General features: G+C 30.7%; 17 protein-coding genes and 1 pseudogene. 12 read left to right on the top strand and 6 right to left on the bottom strand.

Going from position 1 to position 17,649, the window contains the following annotated elements:
- Positions 1-143: 143 nt before the first annotated feature.
- The 5 genes from HMPREF3181_RS08045 (at position 144) to HMPREF3181_RS06335 (ending at position 2,544) form a co-directional block, all read left to right on the top strand.
- On the top strand, positions 144-266 hold the full coding sequence (locus HMPREF3181_RS08045) for a hypothetical protein (protein WP_255353740.1): 123 nt from the start codon (positions 144-146) through the stop codon (positions 264-266).
- An 84-nt stretch (positions 267-350) separates the two neighbouring features.
- Complete coding sequence (locus HMPREF3181_RS08050) at positions 351-476, top strand: hypothetical protein (RefSeq protein WP_255353741.1); 126 nt, start codon at positions 351-353, stop codon at positions 474-476.
- Between the two features lie 63 nt (positions 477-539).
- On the top strand, positions 540-1,805 hold the full coding sequence (uraA, locus tag HMPREF3181_RS06325) for a uracil permease (RefSeq protein WP_068474648.1): 1,266 nt from the start codon (positions 540-542) through the stop codon (positions 1,803-1,805).
- Between the two features lie 150 nt (positions 1,806-1,955).
- Positions 1,956-2,165, top strand: coding sequence for a helix-turn-helix transcriptional regulator (locus tag HMPREF3181_RS06330; RefSeq protein ID WP_068474651.1), 210 nt, complete (start codon positions 1,956-1,958; stop codon positions 2,163-2,165).
- Positions 2,155-2,544, top strand: coding sequence for a DUF2178 domain-containing protein (locus tag HMPREF3181_RS06335; protein ID WP_068474654.1), 390 nt, complete (start codon positions 2,155-2,157; stop codon positions 2,542-2,544). Before HMPREF3181_RS06330 ends, HMPREF3181_RS06335 begins: the two co-directional genes overlap by 11 nt.
- A gap of 72 nt (positions 2,545-2,616) precedes the next feature.
- Here the strand turns inward: HMPREF3181_RS06335 and HMPREF3181_RS06340 are convergent, their stop codons facing one another.
- From HMPREF3181_RS06340 to gcvT, 5 genes are all read right to left on the bottom strand, one after another.
- Positions 2,617-3,990: an alanine/glycine:cation symporter family protein gene (locus HMPREF3181_RS06340; RefSeq protein WP_068474657.1), complete on the bottom strand. Its 1,374-nt coding sequence runs from the start codon at positions 3,988-3,990 to the stop codon at positions 2,617-2,619.
- Positions 3,991-4,276: 286 nt separating this feature from the next.
- Complete coding sequence (locus tag HMPREF3181_RS06345; RefSeq protein ID WP_068474660.1) at positions 4,277-5,293, bottom strand: oxidoreductase; 1,017 nt, start codon at positions 5,291-5,293, stop codon at positions 4,277-4,279.
- Positions 5,294-5,741: 448 nt separating this feature from the next.
- Positions 5,742-7,190, bottom strand: a complete 1,449-nt coding sequence (gcvPB, locus tag HMPREF3181_RS06350) for an aminomethyl-transferring glycine dehydrogenase subunit GcvPB (RefSeq protein ID WP_068474663.1) — start codon at positions 7,188-7,190, stop codon at positions 5,742-5,744.
- Between the two features lies 1 nt (position 7,191).
- Complete coding sequence (gcvPA, locus tag HMPREF3181_RS06355; RefSeq protein ID WP_068474666.1) at positions 7,192-8,535, bottom strand: aminomethyl-transferring glycine dehydrogenase subunit GcvPA; 1,344 nt, start codon at positions 8,533-8,535, stop codon at positions 7,192-7,194.
- 35 nt (positions 8,536-8,570) lie between these two features.
- Positions 8,571-9,674 (bottom strand): glycine cleavage system aminomethyltransferase GcvT, encoded by a 1,104-nt coding sequence (gene gcvT, locus HMPREF3181_RS06360; RefSeq protein ID WP_068474669.1) that lies wholly within the window; start codon positions 9,672-9,674, stop codon positions 8,571-8,573.
- Between the two features lie 785 nt (positions 9,675-10,459).
- Here gcvT and HMPREF3181_RS06365 point away from each other — a divergent pair.
- The gene (locus tag HMPREF3181_RS06365; protein ID WP_068474671.1) at positions 10,460-11,575 is read left to right on the top strand and encodes an ATP-NAD kinase family protein; all 1,116 of its coding nucleotides are present in this window, start codon (positions 10,460-10,462) and stop codon (positions 11,573-11,575) included.
- Positions 11,576-12,029: 454 nt separating this feature from the next.
- Here HMPREF3181_RS06365 and HMPREF3181_RS06370 read toward each other — a convergent pair whose 3' ends face one another.
- A complete protein-coding gene (locus HMPREF3181_RS06370; RefSeq protein WP_068474674.1) occupies positions 12,030-12,623 on the bottom strand; it encodes a Crp/Fnr family transcriptional regulator in 594 nt (197 codons plus the stop codon).
- Positions 12,624-12,719: 96 nt separating this feature from the next.
- Here HMPREF3181_RS06370 and HMPREF3181_RS06375 point away from each other — a divergent pair, with 96 nt between their 5' ends.
- The 6 genes and pseudogenes from HMPREF3181_RS06375 to HMPREF3181_RS07740 form a co-directional block, all read left to right on the top strand.
- Positions 12,720-13,478: a class I SAM-dependent methyltransferase gene (locus HMPREF3181_RS06375; RefSeq protein WP_068474676.1), complete on the top strand. Its 759-nt coding sequence runs from the start codon at positions 12,720-12,722 to the stop codon at positions 13,476-13,478.
- Entirely contained in the window at positions 13,479-14,624 is a 1,146-nt protein-coding gene (locus tag HMPREF3181_RS06380) for an ABC transporter substrate-binding protein (protein WP_068474679.1), read from the top strand.
- Entirely contained in the window at positions 14,621-15,649 is a 1,029-nt protein-coding gene (locus tag HMPREF3181_RS06385) for a FecCD family ABC transporter permease (RefSeq protein WP_068474682.1), read from the top strand. The genes HMPREF3181_RS06380 and HMPREF3181_RS06385 overlap by 4 nt, the downstream gene beginning before the upstream one ends.
- Positions 15,636-16,439 (top strand): ABC transporter ATP-binding protein, encoded by an 804-nt coding sequence (locus HMPREF3181_RS06390; protein ID WP_068474685.1) that lies wholly within the window; start codon positions 15,636-15,638, stop codon positions 16,437-16,439. Before HMPREF3181_RS06385 ends, HMPREF3181_RS06390 begins: the two co-directional genes overlap by 14 nt.
- A 1-nt stretch (position 16,440) precedes the next feature.
- Positions 16,441-17,088: a cupin domain-containing protein gene (locus HMPREF3181_RS06395; protein WP_068474687.1), complete on the top strand. Its 648-nt coding sequence runs from the start codon at positions 16,441-16,443 to the stop codon at positions 17,086-17,088.
- Positions 17,089-17,405: 317 nt separating this feature from the next.
- Positions 17,406-17,649 (top strand): annotated as a pseudogene (locus tag HMPREF3181_RS07740) (replisome organizer); the annotation flags it as partial.

Here is a 17,649-nt window from a genome sequence, read left to right on the forward strand (position 1 = left end):
CCCATTATCCTTTTCATTTTCATTTTCATTTTACCTCCATTTTTTATTTTTACATTTTGTCATATATTTAAATTATATGTATATATATATATATTGTCAATAGTTTTTTACATTTTTTTATTTTTTATCTATGACTTATTAGTATGGGAGACAAAATTATAATCTTCATTAGCCACGATATGAGGGTGATAAAGTATATTTCAGATGAGGTGTTGATTTTGGATAAGGAAAGTAAGAAGATAGTAAAAGAAGAAAAATTTAATTAAAAACTTAAAATTTATGTAATTTAAGACTTTACTTTTTATCATTTATCTTATATAATTATCAAGATAAATTTAAGGAGGTATGTTATGACAAATTTAGTTAAGTTTTTTAAAGAAAAAATATATAACTTTTCTAATCCCGTTTTAACGACTTCTTTTTTGAACTTTAAAAATGAACTTTTTGTCTTTAAAAATATTTTTTTCAATTATTAATGAAATAACTTTTGTTATTTCATTTTTTTTATGTTTTTAAAGAGCAAGGTCAAAGGAGGAATTATGAATAATAAAGGTATTATCGGTGTAAGGGACAAGGTGCCTACGGCTATGTTGTTGCCTCTTAGTTTGCAACACACTTTCGCAATGTTTGGAGCGTCAGTTTTAGTTCCAATTCTTTTTAATGTAAATCCCGGTATTGTTCTTTTGATGAACGGTATAGGAACACTATTATTTATTTTTATTACAAAAGGAAAGGCGCCGGCTTATCTTGGCTCAAGTTTTGCTTTTCTTGGAGTTGGAACTGTAATTATAAATACAATGGGTTATAGATATGCTCTTGGGGCATTTGCTACGACAGGACTTTTAGGTTGTGTCTTAGCTTATTTGATTTATAAATTTAGAACGGATTGGATAAATATTGTTCTTCCACCGGCTGCAATGGGCGCTGTTGTTTCACTTATAGGACTTGAACTTGCAGGAGCAACAATTAACGGCGGGAAAATAGGGGCTAATATATTAACTCAAAATTCAACAAGTGCTGATGTTTGTGTATTTTTGATTACTATTATAACTGCGATTTTAGGCTCTGTTGTATTTAGAAAATTTTTAGGAACCATTCCAATTCTTATTGCAATTATCGTTGGATATATTTCGGCTTTAGCTTATGGAATGATTGATTTTAGTTCTGTTACAACTACAACATTATTTACAGTTCCACAATTTCAATTTCCAATTTTTGATTTGAAAGCATCTTTGATAATGTTACCTGCACTACTTGTAATAACTTCAGAACATATTAGCCACCAAGTTGTAACAAGTAATATAATAGGACAAAATCTTTTAGAGGACCCGGGGTTACACAGAAGTATCTTTGCAGATAACTTCTCAACTATGTTATCAGCTCTTGTAGGTGGAGTTCCAACAACAACTTACGGAGAAAATATCGGAGTTATGGCAGTTACAAAAGTTTACTCTGTTTATGTAATCGCAGGGGCGGCTGTAATATCAATCTGTATGGCATTTATCGGGCCACTTAGTATGTTGATACAAAGTATTCCGGGAAATGTAATCGGGGGAGTAACATTCTTACTTTACGGAATGATAGGAACTTCAGGGATAAGACTTTTAGTAGATTCAAAGGTTGATTATTCAAACAGCCAAAATTTAATTTTGACTTCAGTTGTATTCATAACAGGACTTAGTGGAATAGGCATCAACTTCTTTGGAATACAATTAAAAGGAATGGTACTGGCAAGTATGGTTGCAGTAATTTTAAGTTTAACATTCCACTTCTTAAACAAATTTGGACTTACAAATAACAAATAACCTCATGTTTGATTTGTAAAAAAAATCTCGGCTTTTCATTTGTGATTGGCTGAGATTTTTTGTTTAAAATGTAAAGGTTGCTTGACATTTTTGTAGTCAGATAGTATAATAAATAAAAAGGAAAGTTTCCTTTACATAAGGAGGTTTTGTTTGGAAAATAAATTGGAATTTCTTAGAAAAGAAAGAGGGATAAATCAAGAAGATTTTGGTAGAGCTGTCGGAGTTAGCAGGCAGACCATAGGTGCAATAGAAAACGGACGTTACAATCCGTCAATTATATTAGCATTTAAAATTGCCAATTTTTTTGAAATGAACATAGAGGAGATTTTTATTTATAAGGAGGAAGATGATGAAAAATAAATTTTGTTACTTAGGAATTTTGTTTGGACTTGTTATGCTTGTAATTTCTTTTGTCTTGAGAGAAAACAAACCATTACAAACTGTTTTAATAATGTGCTTTTCCTCTATTACAAGTATATCTATTGCTAATTTATATCATAATAAACTTTTAAAAACAGATAAATTTTATAAGATTAATATGGAAGATGAAAGAAATGTAAGAATAAAAGAAAAAGTGGGAAATGAAGTTCTTAAAATATATATGTATTTAATTGGGATTATTACGGTTATATTTATAGCTTATGATTACTATATTCCCGCTATTTTTACAGGAGGACTTCTTGTATTTGCTCCAATATTTTTGATTATAGCGAGTAATTATTTTGAAAAAAGACTTTAGAAGTTTATATATTAAAAAGAAAAAAATCCAACTTTTACTTGGATTTTTTCTTTTTAATAAATTTTAAGGAAGTTATTTTACTTTATCCTTTAGATAAAATTTCCCTTCTGTATGGAAAAACTCTTCTTTTGCTTTTTTTATTTTGCCACTCATAAGTATTATTCCAATCATATTAGGTATAACTACAAGACCTAGTGTTAAATCCAAAAATACTCCTGCTTTTTCGAAAGATAGAACACCTGCCAATATTATCATAGCTGTTGCAACAAATCTCATAATTTTACCGACTTTTGTTCCAAATAAGTATTCTGCAAGTTTTTCAACATAGAATACAATTACGATAATTGTTGAAAGTACAAATAAGAATAATGATATAGAAACTATGGCACTACCTAGACTTCCAAAAATTGAATTAAATGCTCTTTCTACGGCTATTGATTTGTATTCCGGATTTTTCCAGATGTCAGTTGTTAAAACTATAAGAGCAGACATAGTACAAACTATGATTGTATCAACAAATACTTCGAAAATTCCCCACATTCCTTGTCTTGCAGGGTGGTCTGTAACAGCTGTTGAATGTGCATAAGGGGCAGAACCCATACCTGATTCGTTTGAATAAACTCCACGAGCAACTCCGTTTGTTATGGCTTTTTTTATTGCCCAACCTGCAGTACCGCCGGCTATTGCTGTTGGATTGAAAGCACCAACAAATATCATTTTAAAAGCCTCAGGAACTTTTGTTATATTTATTGCAAGAACGATAATTCCAAAAATTAGGTATATTAGAGCCATAAATGGAACTAACATTTCAGTTACTTGACCAATCCTTTTGATTCCACCATATACAACCAAAACTACTAAAGCAAATACAAGTCCAATCGCTATATATTTGTGAATGCCCAATTGTTCTAATGGGCCACTGGCAGAAAGTGTCTGTAATGTAATTGAAGGTAAAATTTCAATCATAAAGAAAAATGCTACAAGTGAGCCTAAAATTTTACCCGCTTTTCCACCAATACCATGTTGTAAGTAGTAACAAGCTCCACCAACATATTCGCCTTCTTCATTCTTTTGTCTGTAAAGAATACCAAGAACAATTTCTCCAAATTTTGTTGCTTGACCAACTATTGCTGTAAGCCACATCCAGAAAATTGAACCCGGACCTGCGATAAAAATAATGGAAGGGACAACTACAATGTTCGCAGCACCGATTGATGATGCAAGAGCAGCGGTTGCTGCTTGGAATGGAGAAACAGTTCCTTCTCCATCTTTCTTTTTACTAAACATTTTTCCAAATGTCTGACTCATAATATATGGGAAATAACGAAGTTGGAAAAATCCAAGTCTTAAGCTCAAGAAAATTCCTCCACCTACTAATAAAATCATAAGAGGCGGTCCCCAAAGCCAACCGGCAAATTTTGATAATACTGAAATAAATGATTCCATAAAATTCTCCTCAAATAAAATTTTTTGAAACACTATAACGTACTAATGTTTCCTTTAAATATATTATACAACTTTAGCTCTTAAAAATAGGGACATAATGAGAAAATAGTTTTGTAAATATTGATGAATTAAAAGTATAAATAAAGTGTAAAAATTGAATTTTTAATGCGAATTATTTTCATATAATTGAATTTATTATGATAATTAGTTGAACTGATTTTACACGAAAAAACAAGTATATTTTCCATAAAAAAATCTCTTGAAGTAAATCAAGAGATTTAAAAAATTATTTTATAACTGAATAAGAGTATAGTGGGTATTCTATTTTGTCATTTTCTTTAAAGTAAGCACCGGCACAATAAACCCAGTTAGGATTTTTCAGTAAGGCTCTTCCTTGGTAAATCATATCACAGGCGTTGCTTTGAAGTAAGTATTCGCAAAGTCCATAATCTTCCAAAAGTCCAACAGCGGAAACTACAAGACCGCACCTTTTGATTTCTCTACTTAATTCTGCTTGATAACCCGGATAAACCAATGGACTGCTTGGAACAAGACCGCCACTTGAAATGCTGTTGAATACAACTCCGTCTTTTTTTGCAAATTGTAAAATTTTTATAATATCATCTATGCTATTTCCATTTTCGTCATATTCATTTGCAGAAATTCTAAGATGAATATCAATATCTATGTTTTTTAATTCATTTAAAATTTCTCCCAAAAATCTATATCTATTTTCTACACTTGCCCCATATTCATCTGTTCTTTGGTTTGAAAGTGGAGATAAAAATTGACTGATTAAATATCCATGCGCTCCGTGGATTTCTACAAAATCAAAACCTGATTCTTTAGCAAGTTTTACGCTGTTTACAAAATCCGTTTGTAAGGATTTTATTTCTTCTTTAGTCAATTCTCTTGGCGCTTTTTCGTTGGAGAAAGAAATAGGACTTGGTGCAATTATTTCTTCATAAGATGAATCAGCTTTTCTTCCTGCGTGGCTTAATTGGATACCTATTTTACAGTCGTAGCCATGAACTCTATCCACAAGTTCTTTAAAGGCTTTCATTTGAGTTTCGTTGTATAAGCCTAAATCTACTCTTCTGATACCACCTGTAGGATTTACCATTGTTGCCTCAACGATTATTCCTGAAACGCCACCCAACGCTCTTGCAACATAGTGGTCAAAATGTTCTTTAGTTAAAACTCCATCAACTGTTTTTGAATGGAACATACACATTGGAGCCATAACAACTCTATTTTTAAATATATTTCTACCTATTTTCATAGGACTTAAAAGTTTACTCATAAATACCTCCTAAATTTTATGTTTAATCTATACCCTAAAATTTTTTATTTTAAAATAAATTACTTATTTTTTTAAAGAATACATAACTTTGATATAAAAAGAATAAAAAAAATTCATTGTTTATTAATTATCGATATATTTTTAAGTTTGATTAAAGGTTTGTCCGTTAAAATTAAGATGTAAAAACAAGAAATCTTAAAAAACTTCTGTTGCAAGTTTTGGTATTGGTGGATTGACTGTTAGTTCATTAGCTCTAGTTTTTGCAAATAGAAAGAAAAATAGATAATGAAAATCTAAAATTATTTAATCAAAAATATTCTTTAATGTAGATATATTGGAATATAATTCGTTTTCTAAATTCGTTTGGGGGAGGTCTTGTATTCCAATGTTTTTTTGCAAATGAAAAAGCTGTTGTAAAATCACAACAGCTTTTTTAATATTCATTATTTTATTTTACATATTTTAATACTAAATCTTTAGCGGCTAATGTTTCATCAGGACGTTTAATATCTGTATTATGAGGTGCCGCATGAACTATTTCAGGATTTGTTTCAGCTTCTTTTGCTATTTCAATTAAAGCCTTTGCAAAACCGTCAAGAGTTTCTTTTGATTCACTTTCAGTAGGTTCAATCATCAACGCTTCATCAACAATCAATGGGAAATATACAGTTGGTGGGTGATATCCCATATCTATCAATCTCTTAGCAACATCAAGAGTTACAAGTCCGTTAGGATTTTTAAGTCCTCCAAGTACAAATTCGTGTTTGAATTTAACATTTTCAGGTAAATTGTAGTAATCTTTTAGTTGATTTGCTAAGTAGTTAGAATTTAATACTGCATAATCACTTGATTTTTTAAGTCCGTCAGCGCCCAAAGCTAAGATATAAGCATAAGCTCTAACAAGAACACCAAAGTGTCCGTAAAAATCTTTCATCTTTCCTAATGTCTTTGGAACATCATAAGAGAAGTTGTATTTTTCTCCATTTTTAACAACAATAGGAACTGGCAAGAAGTCTTTTAAGAAATCTTTACAGCCAACATATCCTGCACCTGGACCTCCACCACCGTGAGGAGTAGAGAATGTCTTATGAAGATTGTAATGGATTGCATCAAATCCCATATCTCCAGGACGTACATGACCTAAAATTGCATTTGCATTTGCTCCGTCATAATAAACTAAACCGCCAGCTTCGTGAACGATTTTTGTGATTTCTTGAATTTCTTTTTCGAATAAACCTAATGTGTTAGGGTTAGTAAGCATAAGACCTGCAGTGTCATCGCCAACAGCAGCTTTTAAAGCTTCAATATCAACTAATCCACTTTCACAAGATTTAATTTCTATAATTTTATATCCTGCCATTGTTGCAGTTGCAGGGTTTGTTCCATGTGCTGAGTCAGGAACTATAATTTTATCTCTTTGGAAATCTTTGTTATCTTCATGATATGCTTTAAATAGCATAATACCAGTGATTTCTCCATGAGCTCCAGCTGCGGGTTGCAATGTGCAAGCATCCATACCTGAAGTTTCGTTTAATGCTTCTCCAAGTTCGTAAATTAATTGTAGAGCACCTTGAGCGCCACATTCACAAATATTTGGATGAAGATTAGCAAAACCAGGAAGAGCACACATAGCTTCATTAATTTTTGGATTATATTTCATTGTACAAGAACCTAATGGATAGAATCCTGTATCAACACCAAAGTTTTTATTTGAAAGATTTACAAAGTGTCTAACAACTTCAGGTTCAGCAACTTCAGGTAAATCAATTTCGCCGTCATTTAAAAGTTCAGCTGGAATTAGCTCTTTAATACATACATCTTCAACATCTAGTTCTGGTAATTTATGACCAATTTTGCCAGGCTTTGATAGTTCAAATATTAATTTATCGTATTTCATATTATGCTTCCTCCAATACCTTACATAGTTTGTCAATTTCTTCCTTAGTACGTTTTTCAGTAACTGCAAACATAATTACATTTTCTAATTCTGGATAGTGCTTTCCAAGATCAAAACCACCGATTATTCCATTTTCAAATAATTTTTTGTTCAATTCACAAACAGGTTTCTTAGCTTTTAATGCAAATTCTTTATAGAATGGAGCATCAAAAACTTTTTCAAATTTTCCAGTTGCTAAAAGTTTTTCATAAAGATAATGAGATTTCTTTATACATTGTTTTGAAAGTTCTTTAAGTCCAGTTTTACCTAAAAGTTCCATATAAATAGTAGCAGTTAAAACATTAATACCTTGGTTAGAACAGATATTTGAAGTAGCTTTATCTCTCTTTATATGTTGTTCTCTGGCTGATAGTGTAAGAACCCAACATCTATTTCCGTCTCTATCAACAGTTTGTCCAACTATTCTTCCAGGAATTTTTCTTAAGAAATCTTTATTTACAGCCATAAATCCTAAGTATGGTCCACCGAATGAAACAGGGATACCTAATGATTGAGCTTCACCAACAACTACATCAACATTACATTCAGATGGTTTCTTTAAAGCTCCTAAAGAAGAAGGATCAACAGAAACTACTGAATAACATTTTTTAATTCCGTGAGCAAGTTCGGAAATCTTAGTTACATCTTCAATATTACCGAAGAAGTTAGGATTTTGAACTAAAACAGCTCCAATTTCATCATTTAATTTTTCTTTTAAATCATCGATGCAAGTTACACCGTTGCAAGTTTTAACAACTTCCATTTCAATATGTTGAGCATGAAGATATGTTTTTAAAACTTCTCTTGACCATGGAGCAATAGCTTCAGAAACCAAAACTTTTTTCTTTTTAGCATGATGAGCAGTCATAATAGCCGCCTCTGCTAGACCTGTTCCTTGGTCATATAATGATGCATTTGCGTAATCCATACCAGTTAAGTTTGAAATCATAGTTTGAAATTCAAAAATATATTGTAGAGTTCCTTGGCTGATTTCCGGTTGGTAAGGAGTGTATGAAGTTAAAAATTCACTTCTACCAATAATTGTTGGAATAACAGCAGGAATATAGTGGTCATAAGCACCTGCACCTAAAAATGTTGTATAATCACTTGAAGATGCGTTCTTTTTTGCTAATTTTGTTAGATAGTTAGAAACTTCTAATTCACTTTTTGCTTTTGGAATATTTAATTCTCTTTTTAATTTTAATTCTTCAGGAATATCTGAAAATAAATCTTCAACAGAATTAACACCAAGGCTATCTAACATCTCTTTAACATCTTGTTCTGTTAGAGAAATATAAGGATACATATAGAATTTACCTCCTATTTTTAAATTGTTTTTAATTATTTTTTAAGAAATTTTTTACTAATTAATACAGCTGGAACTCTCTTGTTTCTAAGTTCAACTTCAACTTCGTTTCCTACTTCTGCATATTCAGTTTTAACTATTACATTTGCGATAGTTTTTCCAAGTGTTGGAGAAAGGTAACCAGTTGTAACAAATCCGATTTCTTCGTCGCCTTTGAATACTTTTGCTCCATGTCTTGCAATACCTTTACCTTTTAATTCAAGACCGATTAATTTTCTTGGAACACCGGCTTCTTTCATTTTAGATAATGCTTCTTTACCTATGAAGTCAGCTTCTTGTTTTAATTTAACGAAATATCCAAGACTTGCTTCAAGAGGAGTGATAACATCGTCCATTTCATTTCCGTAAAGAGGAAGAGCAGCTTCGAATCTTAAAGTATCTCTACAACCTAAACCACAAGGTTTAACTCCGTCTTCTTTACCGATTTCAAGGATAGCATCCCATAATTTATTCATACATTCTCCACAACCGTAGATTTCAAATCCGTCTTCACCTGTATAACCAGTACGAGAAACTAAGAATTTATCTCCACAATCGCCAAGAGTTACATTTTCTTTAAAAGTGAAGAATTTAATGTCATTTGCTAAATCAACATTTTTTGCTAATTTTTGCAATACTTTTTCAGCTTTTGGACCTTGTAATGCAATTTGTGCAGTTTCAGCTGAAATGTTTTTGATTTCTACATCATAATTTCCTTTTTGAGCTAAAAACCAAGCAAAGTCTTTATCTGTATTTGCAGCATTTACTACGATATACATATCATCTTGACCTTTTCTGTAAACAAGTAAGTCATCAACAACTCCACCTTTTTCGTTACATAGTAAAGAGTAAATAACTTGTCCATCACCGATAGTTGTTAAATCGTTAGTAATTAAATGATTTACATAGTCGAAAGCGTCTTTTCCTTTAACAGTAACTTCGCCCATATGTGAAACATCAAATAAACCTGCATTATTTCTAACAGCGTAATGTTCAGGTGCTAATCCTTCATACTTAACAGGTAATAACCAACCTGCATAGTCAACAATTTCTCCTCCGTATGAAACGTGTTTTTCGTATAATGGTGTTTTTTGTGCCATATCAAATTCCTCCTTAAATTTTAATAGAAACCAATTATCTAACTTATAAAAGATAATATTTTTCTTTAATGTAATTATATTATAAAAAAATAAAAATTACAATAGTCTTTTTACAAAATCACAAAAAGTATTTTATCAAACTAAAATTTATTTTAATGAAATTAACAAAAAAGATACTATTTAAAATAAAAACGTTTTAATTTTAACTTATAGATTTGTAATATATAAAAAATATACCCCAAAAATTTATTAATTAATTAAAATTTAAAATACTTTTTTAAAAAATTTTTAAAGTACTTTAATTATATCGATTTAATTGACAACAATTACTATAACTACTGATAAAAAAATAAAAAATATTAATTTTTAAAAAATATTTTACAAAAAATATAAAAAAATATTGATTTTTTATAAAGATTTTTTAATTTTACAAAAAATATGTTATAAACATTGAAATTACTTAAAAATAATGACTAATTGTCAATCTATATAAACTTATCAAATTTTGTATTAAATTTATTTTTTATCTATAGGTAAGAATTTTTGTTTTAATATAAATATAAAAACGTTGGTCAAAAAAATACAAAAAAATTAAATTTTTATAAAATACAACTGTTAAATATATTTAGAATATGATAAAATAATTGTAAATACTTAATTTAAAGGAATTTTTTTGTAAAAAATTATATGAATAAACAAAATCAAAATGATAAAAATATTTTCATAGCTGTTTTTGGGGTATAAAGCCATTAGAAACAAAAATAACTTAGGTAAAGGAGAAAATTATGAAAAAAATTGGACTTTTGGTAAATCCTATTGCCGGAATGGGTGGTAGAGTTGGTCTTAAAGGAACTGACGGAAGAGATGTTTTGGAAAAAGCAATCTCTCTTGGTGCAGTTCAAGAGGCGCCGGAAAAAGCAAAAAAAGCATTAAACAAAGTTGTTGAACTTAAAGATAAATTTAAAATATATACAGCAAGTGGGCTTATGGGCGAGAGTGAATGTGAGGAGCTTGGACTAAATTATGAAGTTGTTTATAACGCATCTGAAAAATCCTCCGTTACAGATTCTAAAGAACTTTTAAAATATTTTTTAGAAAATGATATTGAATTGATTTTCTTTGTTGGAGGAGATGGAACGGCAAGAGATATTTACTCTGTTATTGAAGATAAGATTGCCGTAATTGGAGTTCCTGCCGGAGTTAAGATACATTCTCCCGTTTATGGAAATACACCCGAACAAGCCGGAAGTTTGCTTTTTGAAGTTATAAATGGAGTCTCTCTTCCCGTTATCGAAAAAGACGTTGTTGATATTGACGAAGATGCTTTTAGAGATGATAGAGTAGAGGTCAGACTTTACGGATATTTAAAAGTTCCGTTCGACCAAAGATATTTACAAAATAAAAAATCACAAACGCCACAATCTGATAATGATGCACAAGTTTCAATCGCTTGTGATATAATCGATGATATGAAGGACGATGTTTTTTATATAATCGGCTCAGGAACGACACCTATGTATATTATGAAGGAATTGGATTTACCATATACAGTTCTTGGTGTTGACATAATAAAAAATAAAAAACTTGTTAAAAAAGACTGTAACGAAAAAGATATACTTGACACAATCGGAGATGAAAGAGCAATTTTAGTTGTAACTCCAATGGGTGGACAAGGTTATGTTTTCGGACGTGGTAATCAACAACTAAGCGCAAATGTATTAAGAAAGATAGATAAAAAAGATATTATCATTATTGCGACAAATGGAAAATTACAAAGTATAACATCAGGACATTTAGTAGCCTACACAATGGACGAAGAAATCGACAAAAAACTAAAAGGCTATTACAGAGTAAAGATTGGATACGAAAGAGAAAAAATGATTTTGGTTGATAATGAGTAAAAAGAGATGACTTTAAGGATTAGAAAAAACCAAGTCTGTCGGAAAAAGTGTGATTATTAAATGTGATAAAAGATAAATTGCTACCAAAAAAATTGCAATAAAATGTGGATTTGAATATGGCGGGCAGGAAGTGTTTAAATGTAACAACTAATATTTATTTTTGGTTAGTTATATGAAAATCAAATAAAAACAAGCAAAGGGAAGTATAGAAAAATTAAAGCCTATACTTTCTTTTTTTAATTCAAACAAAGAAGATAAAACGTGATAAACAAGAAATAAGCAAAGAATATAAAAATTTAAGGGTAAAAGTCTTGGACAAAAGAACCTAATGCAATATTGAGATTTGTTTATGGAAGAGCTAAAGATAGCATAGGTTTAAAATAAGACAATAGCTTCTTAGGACTGATTTTTTGTGATTTTTGTTTATATTTAGTCAGTCCTATAAGCAATACTTTTATATTAATCCCTCTTTTTTCATAAGAGATAACTCTCTTGAAAGGGCGGGTCTATTACAAGCTAAAAATTTCGCCAAATCCTCTCTGGATAATTTATTAGAAAATAGGGAGTCTTTACCATATCTGTCTATATATTTATTAATTTTTTCCCTAATCTTAGGTTTAGAATATATATCTAACTTGTAAGTTAAGTATGAAATTTGTTCATTATACAATTTTATAATATTTTCCATAAAAATCGGTCTGCTTGAACAAGACCTTTTATTTTTTTCAAAGATTTTGCTAATATCAAGGACCAAAATTTTAGAATCTTTTTTTGCAACCATAAATCTATCGGTTAGGGAGGAAAAATTTATAGAAAAAGAATCGGAAATATTATAAATCCTATCTATAATCTCTCTATCATTATCTATTGTTAATAAATCAATTCTTCCGTTTAAAACAATACCGGCCTTAAAACCTTCTGAAAAATCATATAGATACTCATCTTTAGTAAAATTTAAGATCTTATTGTCGATACAAGAAAGTATGTGCTCTATAGTAGATTCCTCTAAGCCATAAAATAATTCGCTTTTTAAAATAATTTCGTCCATAATAGCCCTTCCCGTTGCTTTAGCAACTGTAATAATAAGTATTTATGTTATAATTATATACGTAATGAATATTATTGTCAATAAGGAGGAAATGATATGGAACAAAACAAAATTATATTTGGACATGATTTTTTAAAAATGCTTGGTAGAACAAGACTTAGACCGGGTGGCGGTATTATGACCGATTGGTTACTTGATCAGGTTCAAATCGATAAAGATATGCGCATTTTGGAAGTTGCTTGCAATAGAGGGGATAATCTCATAAGACTTTATACTAAATATAAATGCAAAATAATAGGCATAGACATCGACCAAATTGCCATAGACCAAGCCTTAGAGAATATAAAGCTTTTAGGTTTAGACAAAGAAATTGAAGTTATGAATATGAATGCCTTGAATTTGGAGTTTGAGGATGAAACATTTGATTTAATAATTAATGAGGCAATGCTTACCATGCTTCCAAATGAAGAAAAAGCAAAAGCTCTTAAAAATTATCACAGGGTTTTAAAAAAAGGAGGATACTTATTAACTCATGATGTAGCAGTGGAAAATCAAAGTGAAGATATAAGAAGACAACTTTCAAAATTTACAAACATGGATGTGTATCCTCTAACCGTAGAAAATTGGAATAAACTGTTTATAGAAAATTCTTTTAGACCTTTTTCACAAAGAACCGGCAAGATGATTCTCTTAGATAGAGATACAATCATAAAAGATGAGGGACCGATTGGGGCTGCGAATTTTTATAAAAAAGCTTATTCAGAAGAAAATAGGGATAGATTTACAAAAATGTTAGAGAGATCTAAAAGTACAAAAAATTCTTATATAGTTTCAGCAAGTAAAAAGGAGGATTAGATGAAAGCTATTAAAAAAATATCATTAATTTTATGTTTGACATTGCTTGCCTCAACAGGTCTGACTGCTTGTGGCAAGACGAAAACTGAACAAAAACCAGAAAGCAATAAAGCAACTCAAACTGAGAAAAAGGATGAAAATAAAAAAACTAGGACAATCACAGACCACGCAGGTAATAAGGTAGAAGTTCCGGAAAAAATTGAAAGAATAGTAATAGATCAGATTCCTATCTTATCTACTTACATGGCTTATCATCATGGAAAGGCTCCATATATAGTAGGATATGCCGGTTCACTTAAGCAAGTAATTTCAAATACAGTATTAAAGGATATAGCTCCGGAACTTCTTGATAGTCAAAATACTGTTAAAGCTCAATCTGACATAAATATTGAGGAAATAATGAAACTTAAACCGGATGTTATTTTCTACAACGCATCAAATAAAGCACATTATGAAGCCTTATCTAAAACGGGCATACCATGTGTAGGTTTTGCTACCGTTGGTACAAATGGTCCAGCTGATCCAATAGATAGATACACACAATGGTTAAAACTTTTGGAAGATGTTTTTGGTGAAAGTGGAAAAACAAATGACTTTATAAAAGCAGGTCAAGAAATTGTAAAAAATGTTGAAGAAAGAATTGCAAAAATAGATGATAGTAAAAAACCAACCGGCATGATTTTATGGAAATATACTCAAGGTGTACCAATGGTTGCTGGTAAGGGAGTTTTTGGAGATTTTTGGCTAAAGAGAATTGGTGTAAAAAACTTAGCTGACGAGGTAAAGGGTTTTGCTAAAGTTTCTGTAGAACAAGTTTATAAATGGAATCCAGATATACTTTATCTTGATGGACCAGGTCTTCTTGACATTACAACAAAAGATGTATTCGCAAATTCAGTAGAAGGTATAAATTTTTCAAATATGAAAGCAGTCAAGGATAAAAAAGTTTATAACACAAAACTTGGTATGTGGAACTGGTTTACACCAAATCCGGATGGTCCACTTGTACTAGCTTGGCTTGCAAAATCAACCTATCCGGATGAATTTAAGGACTATGACCTTAAAACAATGATTAAAGAATACTATAAAACATGGTATAATTATGAATTAAATGATGAACAAATCAAGGATATGTTTAATATATGATTAAAAGAATCTTTATTAAGGATAAAAAAATAAAAGCAAGCTCGTATGCGATACTTATAATTTTACCAATATTAACCAGTATTTTTGCACTTGCTATTGGTAGAATGCCTTTAAGCATTGGACAAATTTTAAATTTTTTCAACGCTTATCTATGTGGTAGAGACTTTGATCCCATGCTCGAATCAGTAATAATAAATGTAAGATTACCAAGAATTATTACAGGTTTAGTAATAGGAGCAGGTCTTTCCGCAGCTGGTCTTGCTTTTCAAGGGGTTTTTTCAAACCCCTTGGCAACTCCGGACATTTTAGGCGTAAGTTCAGCTGCAAGTCTTGGAGCTGTAATCGGCATACTCCTATCATTTTCAACCCTATCAATCCAAGCCTTAGCTTTAGTTTTTGGATTAATTGGAGTTGTATTAACCCTATATATAGGCAAGACTAGGACTAAGTCATCGACAATAATGCTTATCTTAGCAGGTCTTGTTGTTTCGTCATTGTCAAATGCCATAGCATCCTTATTAAAATATACGGCAGACCCGACAGACAAGTTGCCAGCCATCAGTTATTGGCTTATGGGCTCTTTTGCAAGATCATCCTACAAAAACTTGATGCTTTCAGCACCCCTAATAATTTTTGGGATAATTTTAATAAGACTTTTGATATTTAAGCTAAATATTATGAGTTTATCAGAAGATGAAGCAAAAAGTCTAGGAGTTAATGTTAAAAAAACCAGACTTATTTTCATATTTGCATCAACACTAATTACAGCCTCATCTATATCAATGTGTGGTCAAGTCGGATGGGTTGGTTTAATAATTCCTCACATGGCAAGGATGATGGTGGGAGCAAACAACACTCATACCCTACCTATTAGTTTATCTTTAGGAGCAAGTCTTATGGTACTAATAGAAGCCTTATCAAGGACCGTTTCTGTAATAGAATTACCTATATCAGTTCTTACAGCAATAATTGGAGCTCCAATTTTTATAAGTTTAATTAGAAAAACTGGGGGTGGTTTCAATTAAGTTAGAATTAAAAGATGCAGGATTTTATTTTTACGAAAATCAAATATTATTTAAAGATTTGTCATTCGTCCTTGAACAAGGTGAAGTTTTATCTATTCTGGGGCCTAATGGAGTTGGCAAAACAAGTCTTATAAGATGTATATGTGATTTTGAAAAATGGAAATTAGGCAAGAGTTTTATAGATGAAAAGGATGTTTCAAGTTATAGTAGAAGGGAATTATGGTCTAAGATATCATATGTTCCACAAAAAAGGTCATTTTCTTTTGAATATTCAGGAATAGATATGGTGGTCTTAGGGCTTTCCAGCAAGATTGGACCATTTGCAAAACCGGGTGCAAGAGAATATGAAAAGGCAGAAAATCTTATGAAAAGCTTAGCTATAGAAAATCTTAAAGATAAGTCATGTTCAGTGATGAGTGGAGGAGAACTCCAGATGGTTCTCATAGCCAGAGCCTTAATTTCAGATCCGAGATTAATCATATTAGATGAGCCGGAAAGTGGCCTTGATTTTAAAAATCAGCTAAAAATAATTTCATTAATCAAAAAACTATCCAAAATAGACAATATCAGTGTTATTATAAATACTCATTACCCGACCCACGCTCTTGAAGTAGCAGATAAATGTTTGATGTTAATGCACAATGGCAGACATAAAATAGGCAAAATATCTGATATTATCTGTAAGGGAAATATGAAAGAAGCATTTAGCGTAGAGGTTATACTTGAAAAAATAAAAAAAGATAAGAATGAATATAATACTATAATACCCATTAGCATAGTAGGTGATTAAAATGAAAAATATCAGTAAGGGAAAAATATTGACACTAGAAGAGGTAATACCCATAAAAGACAATCAAACTATAAGCAAGAAACTTGTAGATTTATATAATCTTCACATCTTACTTATGAGTCTTGATCAAAACACCAGTATTTCCTCTGAATTTTATGCTGAAGAAAGATTATATTTTGTTTTAAAAGGCGAGCTTAAATTTAATAATGAAAGACTTTTAAATAACGAACTAATACTTTTTGAAAAAAATAAACTTTTTGACATAGAGACAAGGGAAAAAAGTATATTTTTAGAAATCGCAATTAACTTAGAGGAGGAAGAAATGAAAAACATTGACAAAGGGAAAAAAATTAAACTAGTTGACTGTTTAGATTATGTGGATGGAGGAATCGCAAACATTGACCTTGTATCAAAAGACGGGTTTAAGCTTATTCTAATGGCTTTTGATGCAGGTGAGGGCCTAAAACCACACAAAGCTCCCGGAGATGCTCTTGTCGTAGCACTTGAGGGCAAGGCAAAGCTTCTTGTTGGAGATAAAGAAGTTGAGATTGAATCAGGAGAACAAATAGTATTTCCGGAAAATGTAATCCACAACGTAACTGCAATTACAAAATTTAAGATGATGTTAATCTTATCTATAGATAAATAAAAAAGATTGAATGATTTTTCAATCATAAATCTGAAACCTAAAATTGGACCGATACCGGAGTTAGCATTAAAGCTTACTCTGGTACTTTTTTTATAAAGCCTCCCATTTTTCCAAATCAGATTTTGGAAGTATTTGAAAATACAATTTGCAAGTACCACTTTTAATTTTAATAAAGAGAACAATATTTATTGCTATGGTGCAGACAACGGAATAGATATGTGCTAATTTAGGGCTATACAAACAAAATATCTTAAGATTAATGGCAAGGTGTGTAATAATTACTGTTGCAAAAAAGATGTAGAGATAGAAAAAGATAAAAAGTCCACCCCATCTTTTACGGAGAATACAAAAATGTTTCCTTAACTGATGAAGAATATGGAAAATTAAAGGATAAAATGCAAGGTCATAGGGAAGAAATGATAGAGAAGCTGTCAACCTATATGCAAAGCACAGAAAGAAACTACAAAGACCATTATGCGACCTTAGTTCATTGGTATGAACAGGACAAAGGGAAATTAAAGGAAAACAGTAAATCAAAAGTATATACCTTTGAAGATTATG

Source organism: Parvimonas sp. KA00067, assembly GCF_001553085.1.
Classification (GTDB): domain Bacteria; phylum Bacillota; class Clostridia; order Tissierellales; family Peptoniphilaceae; genus Parvimonas; species Parvimonas parva.

Excerpts from the sequence above, each read along its gene's own strand:
- HMPREF3181_RS06340 (WP_068474657.1), bottom strand. The coding sequence starts at position 3,990 with ATGGAATCATTTATTTCAGTATTATCAAAATTTGCCGGTTGGCTTTGG.
- gcvT (WP_068474669.1), bottom strand. The coding sequence starts at position 9,674 with ATGGCACAAAAAACACCATTATACGAAAAACACGTTTCATACGGAGGA.
- HMPREF3181_RS06335 (WP_068474654.1), top strand. The coding sequence starts at position 2,155 with ATGAAAAATAAATTTTGTTACTTAGGAATTTTGTTTGGACTTGTTATG.
- HMPREF3181_RS06380 (WP_068474679.1), top strand. The coding sequence starts at position 13,479 with ATGAAAGCTATTAAAAAAATATCATTAATTTTATGTTTGACATTGCTT.
- HMPREF3181_RS06385 (WP_068474682.1), top strand. The coding sequence starts at position 14,621 with ATGATTAAAAGAATCTTTATTAAGGATAAAAAAATAAAAGCAAGCTCG.
- uraA (WP_068474648.1), top strand. The coding sequence starts at position 540 with ATGAATAATAAAGGTATTATCGGTGTAAGGGACAAGGTGCCTACGGCT.
- HMPREF3181_RS06345 (WP_068474660.1), bottom strand. The coding sequence starts at position 5,293 with ATGAGTAAACTTTTAAGTCCTATGAAAATAGGTAGAAATATATTTAAA.
- gcvPA (WP_068474666.1), bottom strand. The coding sequence starts at position 8,535 with ATGTATCCTTATATTTCTCTAACAGAACAAGATGTTAAAGAGATGTTA.
- HMPREF3181_RS08050 (WP_255353741.1), top strand. The coding sequence starts at position 351 with ATGACAAATTTAGTTAAGTTTTTTAAAGAAAAAATATATAACTTTTCT.
- HMPREF3181_RS06370 (WP_068474674.1), bottom strand. The coding sequence starts at position 12,623 with ATGGACGAAATTATTTTAAAAAGCGAATTATTTTATGGCTTAGAGGAA.
- HMPREF3181_RS06395 (WP_068474687.1), top strand. The coding sequence starts at position 16,441 with ATGAAAAATATCAGTAAGGGAAAAATATTGACACTAGAAGAGGTAATA.
- HMPREF3181_RS06365 (WP_068474671.1), top strand. The coding sequence starts at position 10,460 with ATGAAAAAAATTGGACTTTTGGTAAATCCTATTGCCGGAATGGGTGGT.
- HMPREF3181_RS06375 (WP_068474676.1), top strand. The coding sequence starts at position 12,720 with ATGGAACAAAACAAAATTATATTTGGACATGATTTTTTAAAAATGCTT.
- HMPREF3181_RS08045 (WP_255353740.1), top strand. The coding sequence starts at position 144 with ATGGGAGACAAAATTATAATCTTCATTAGCCACGATATGAGGGTGATA.
- gcvPB (WP_068474663.1), bottom strand. The coding sequence starts at position 7,190 with ATGAAATACGATAAATTAATATTTGAACTATCAAAGCCTGGCAAAATT.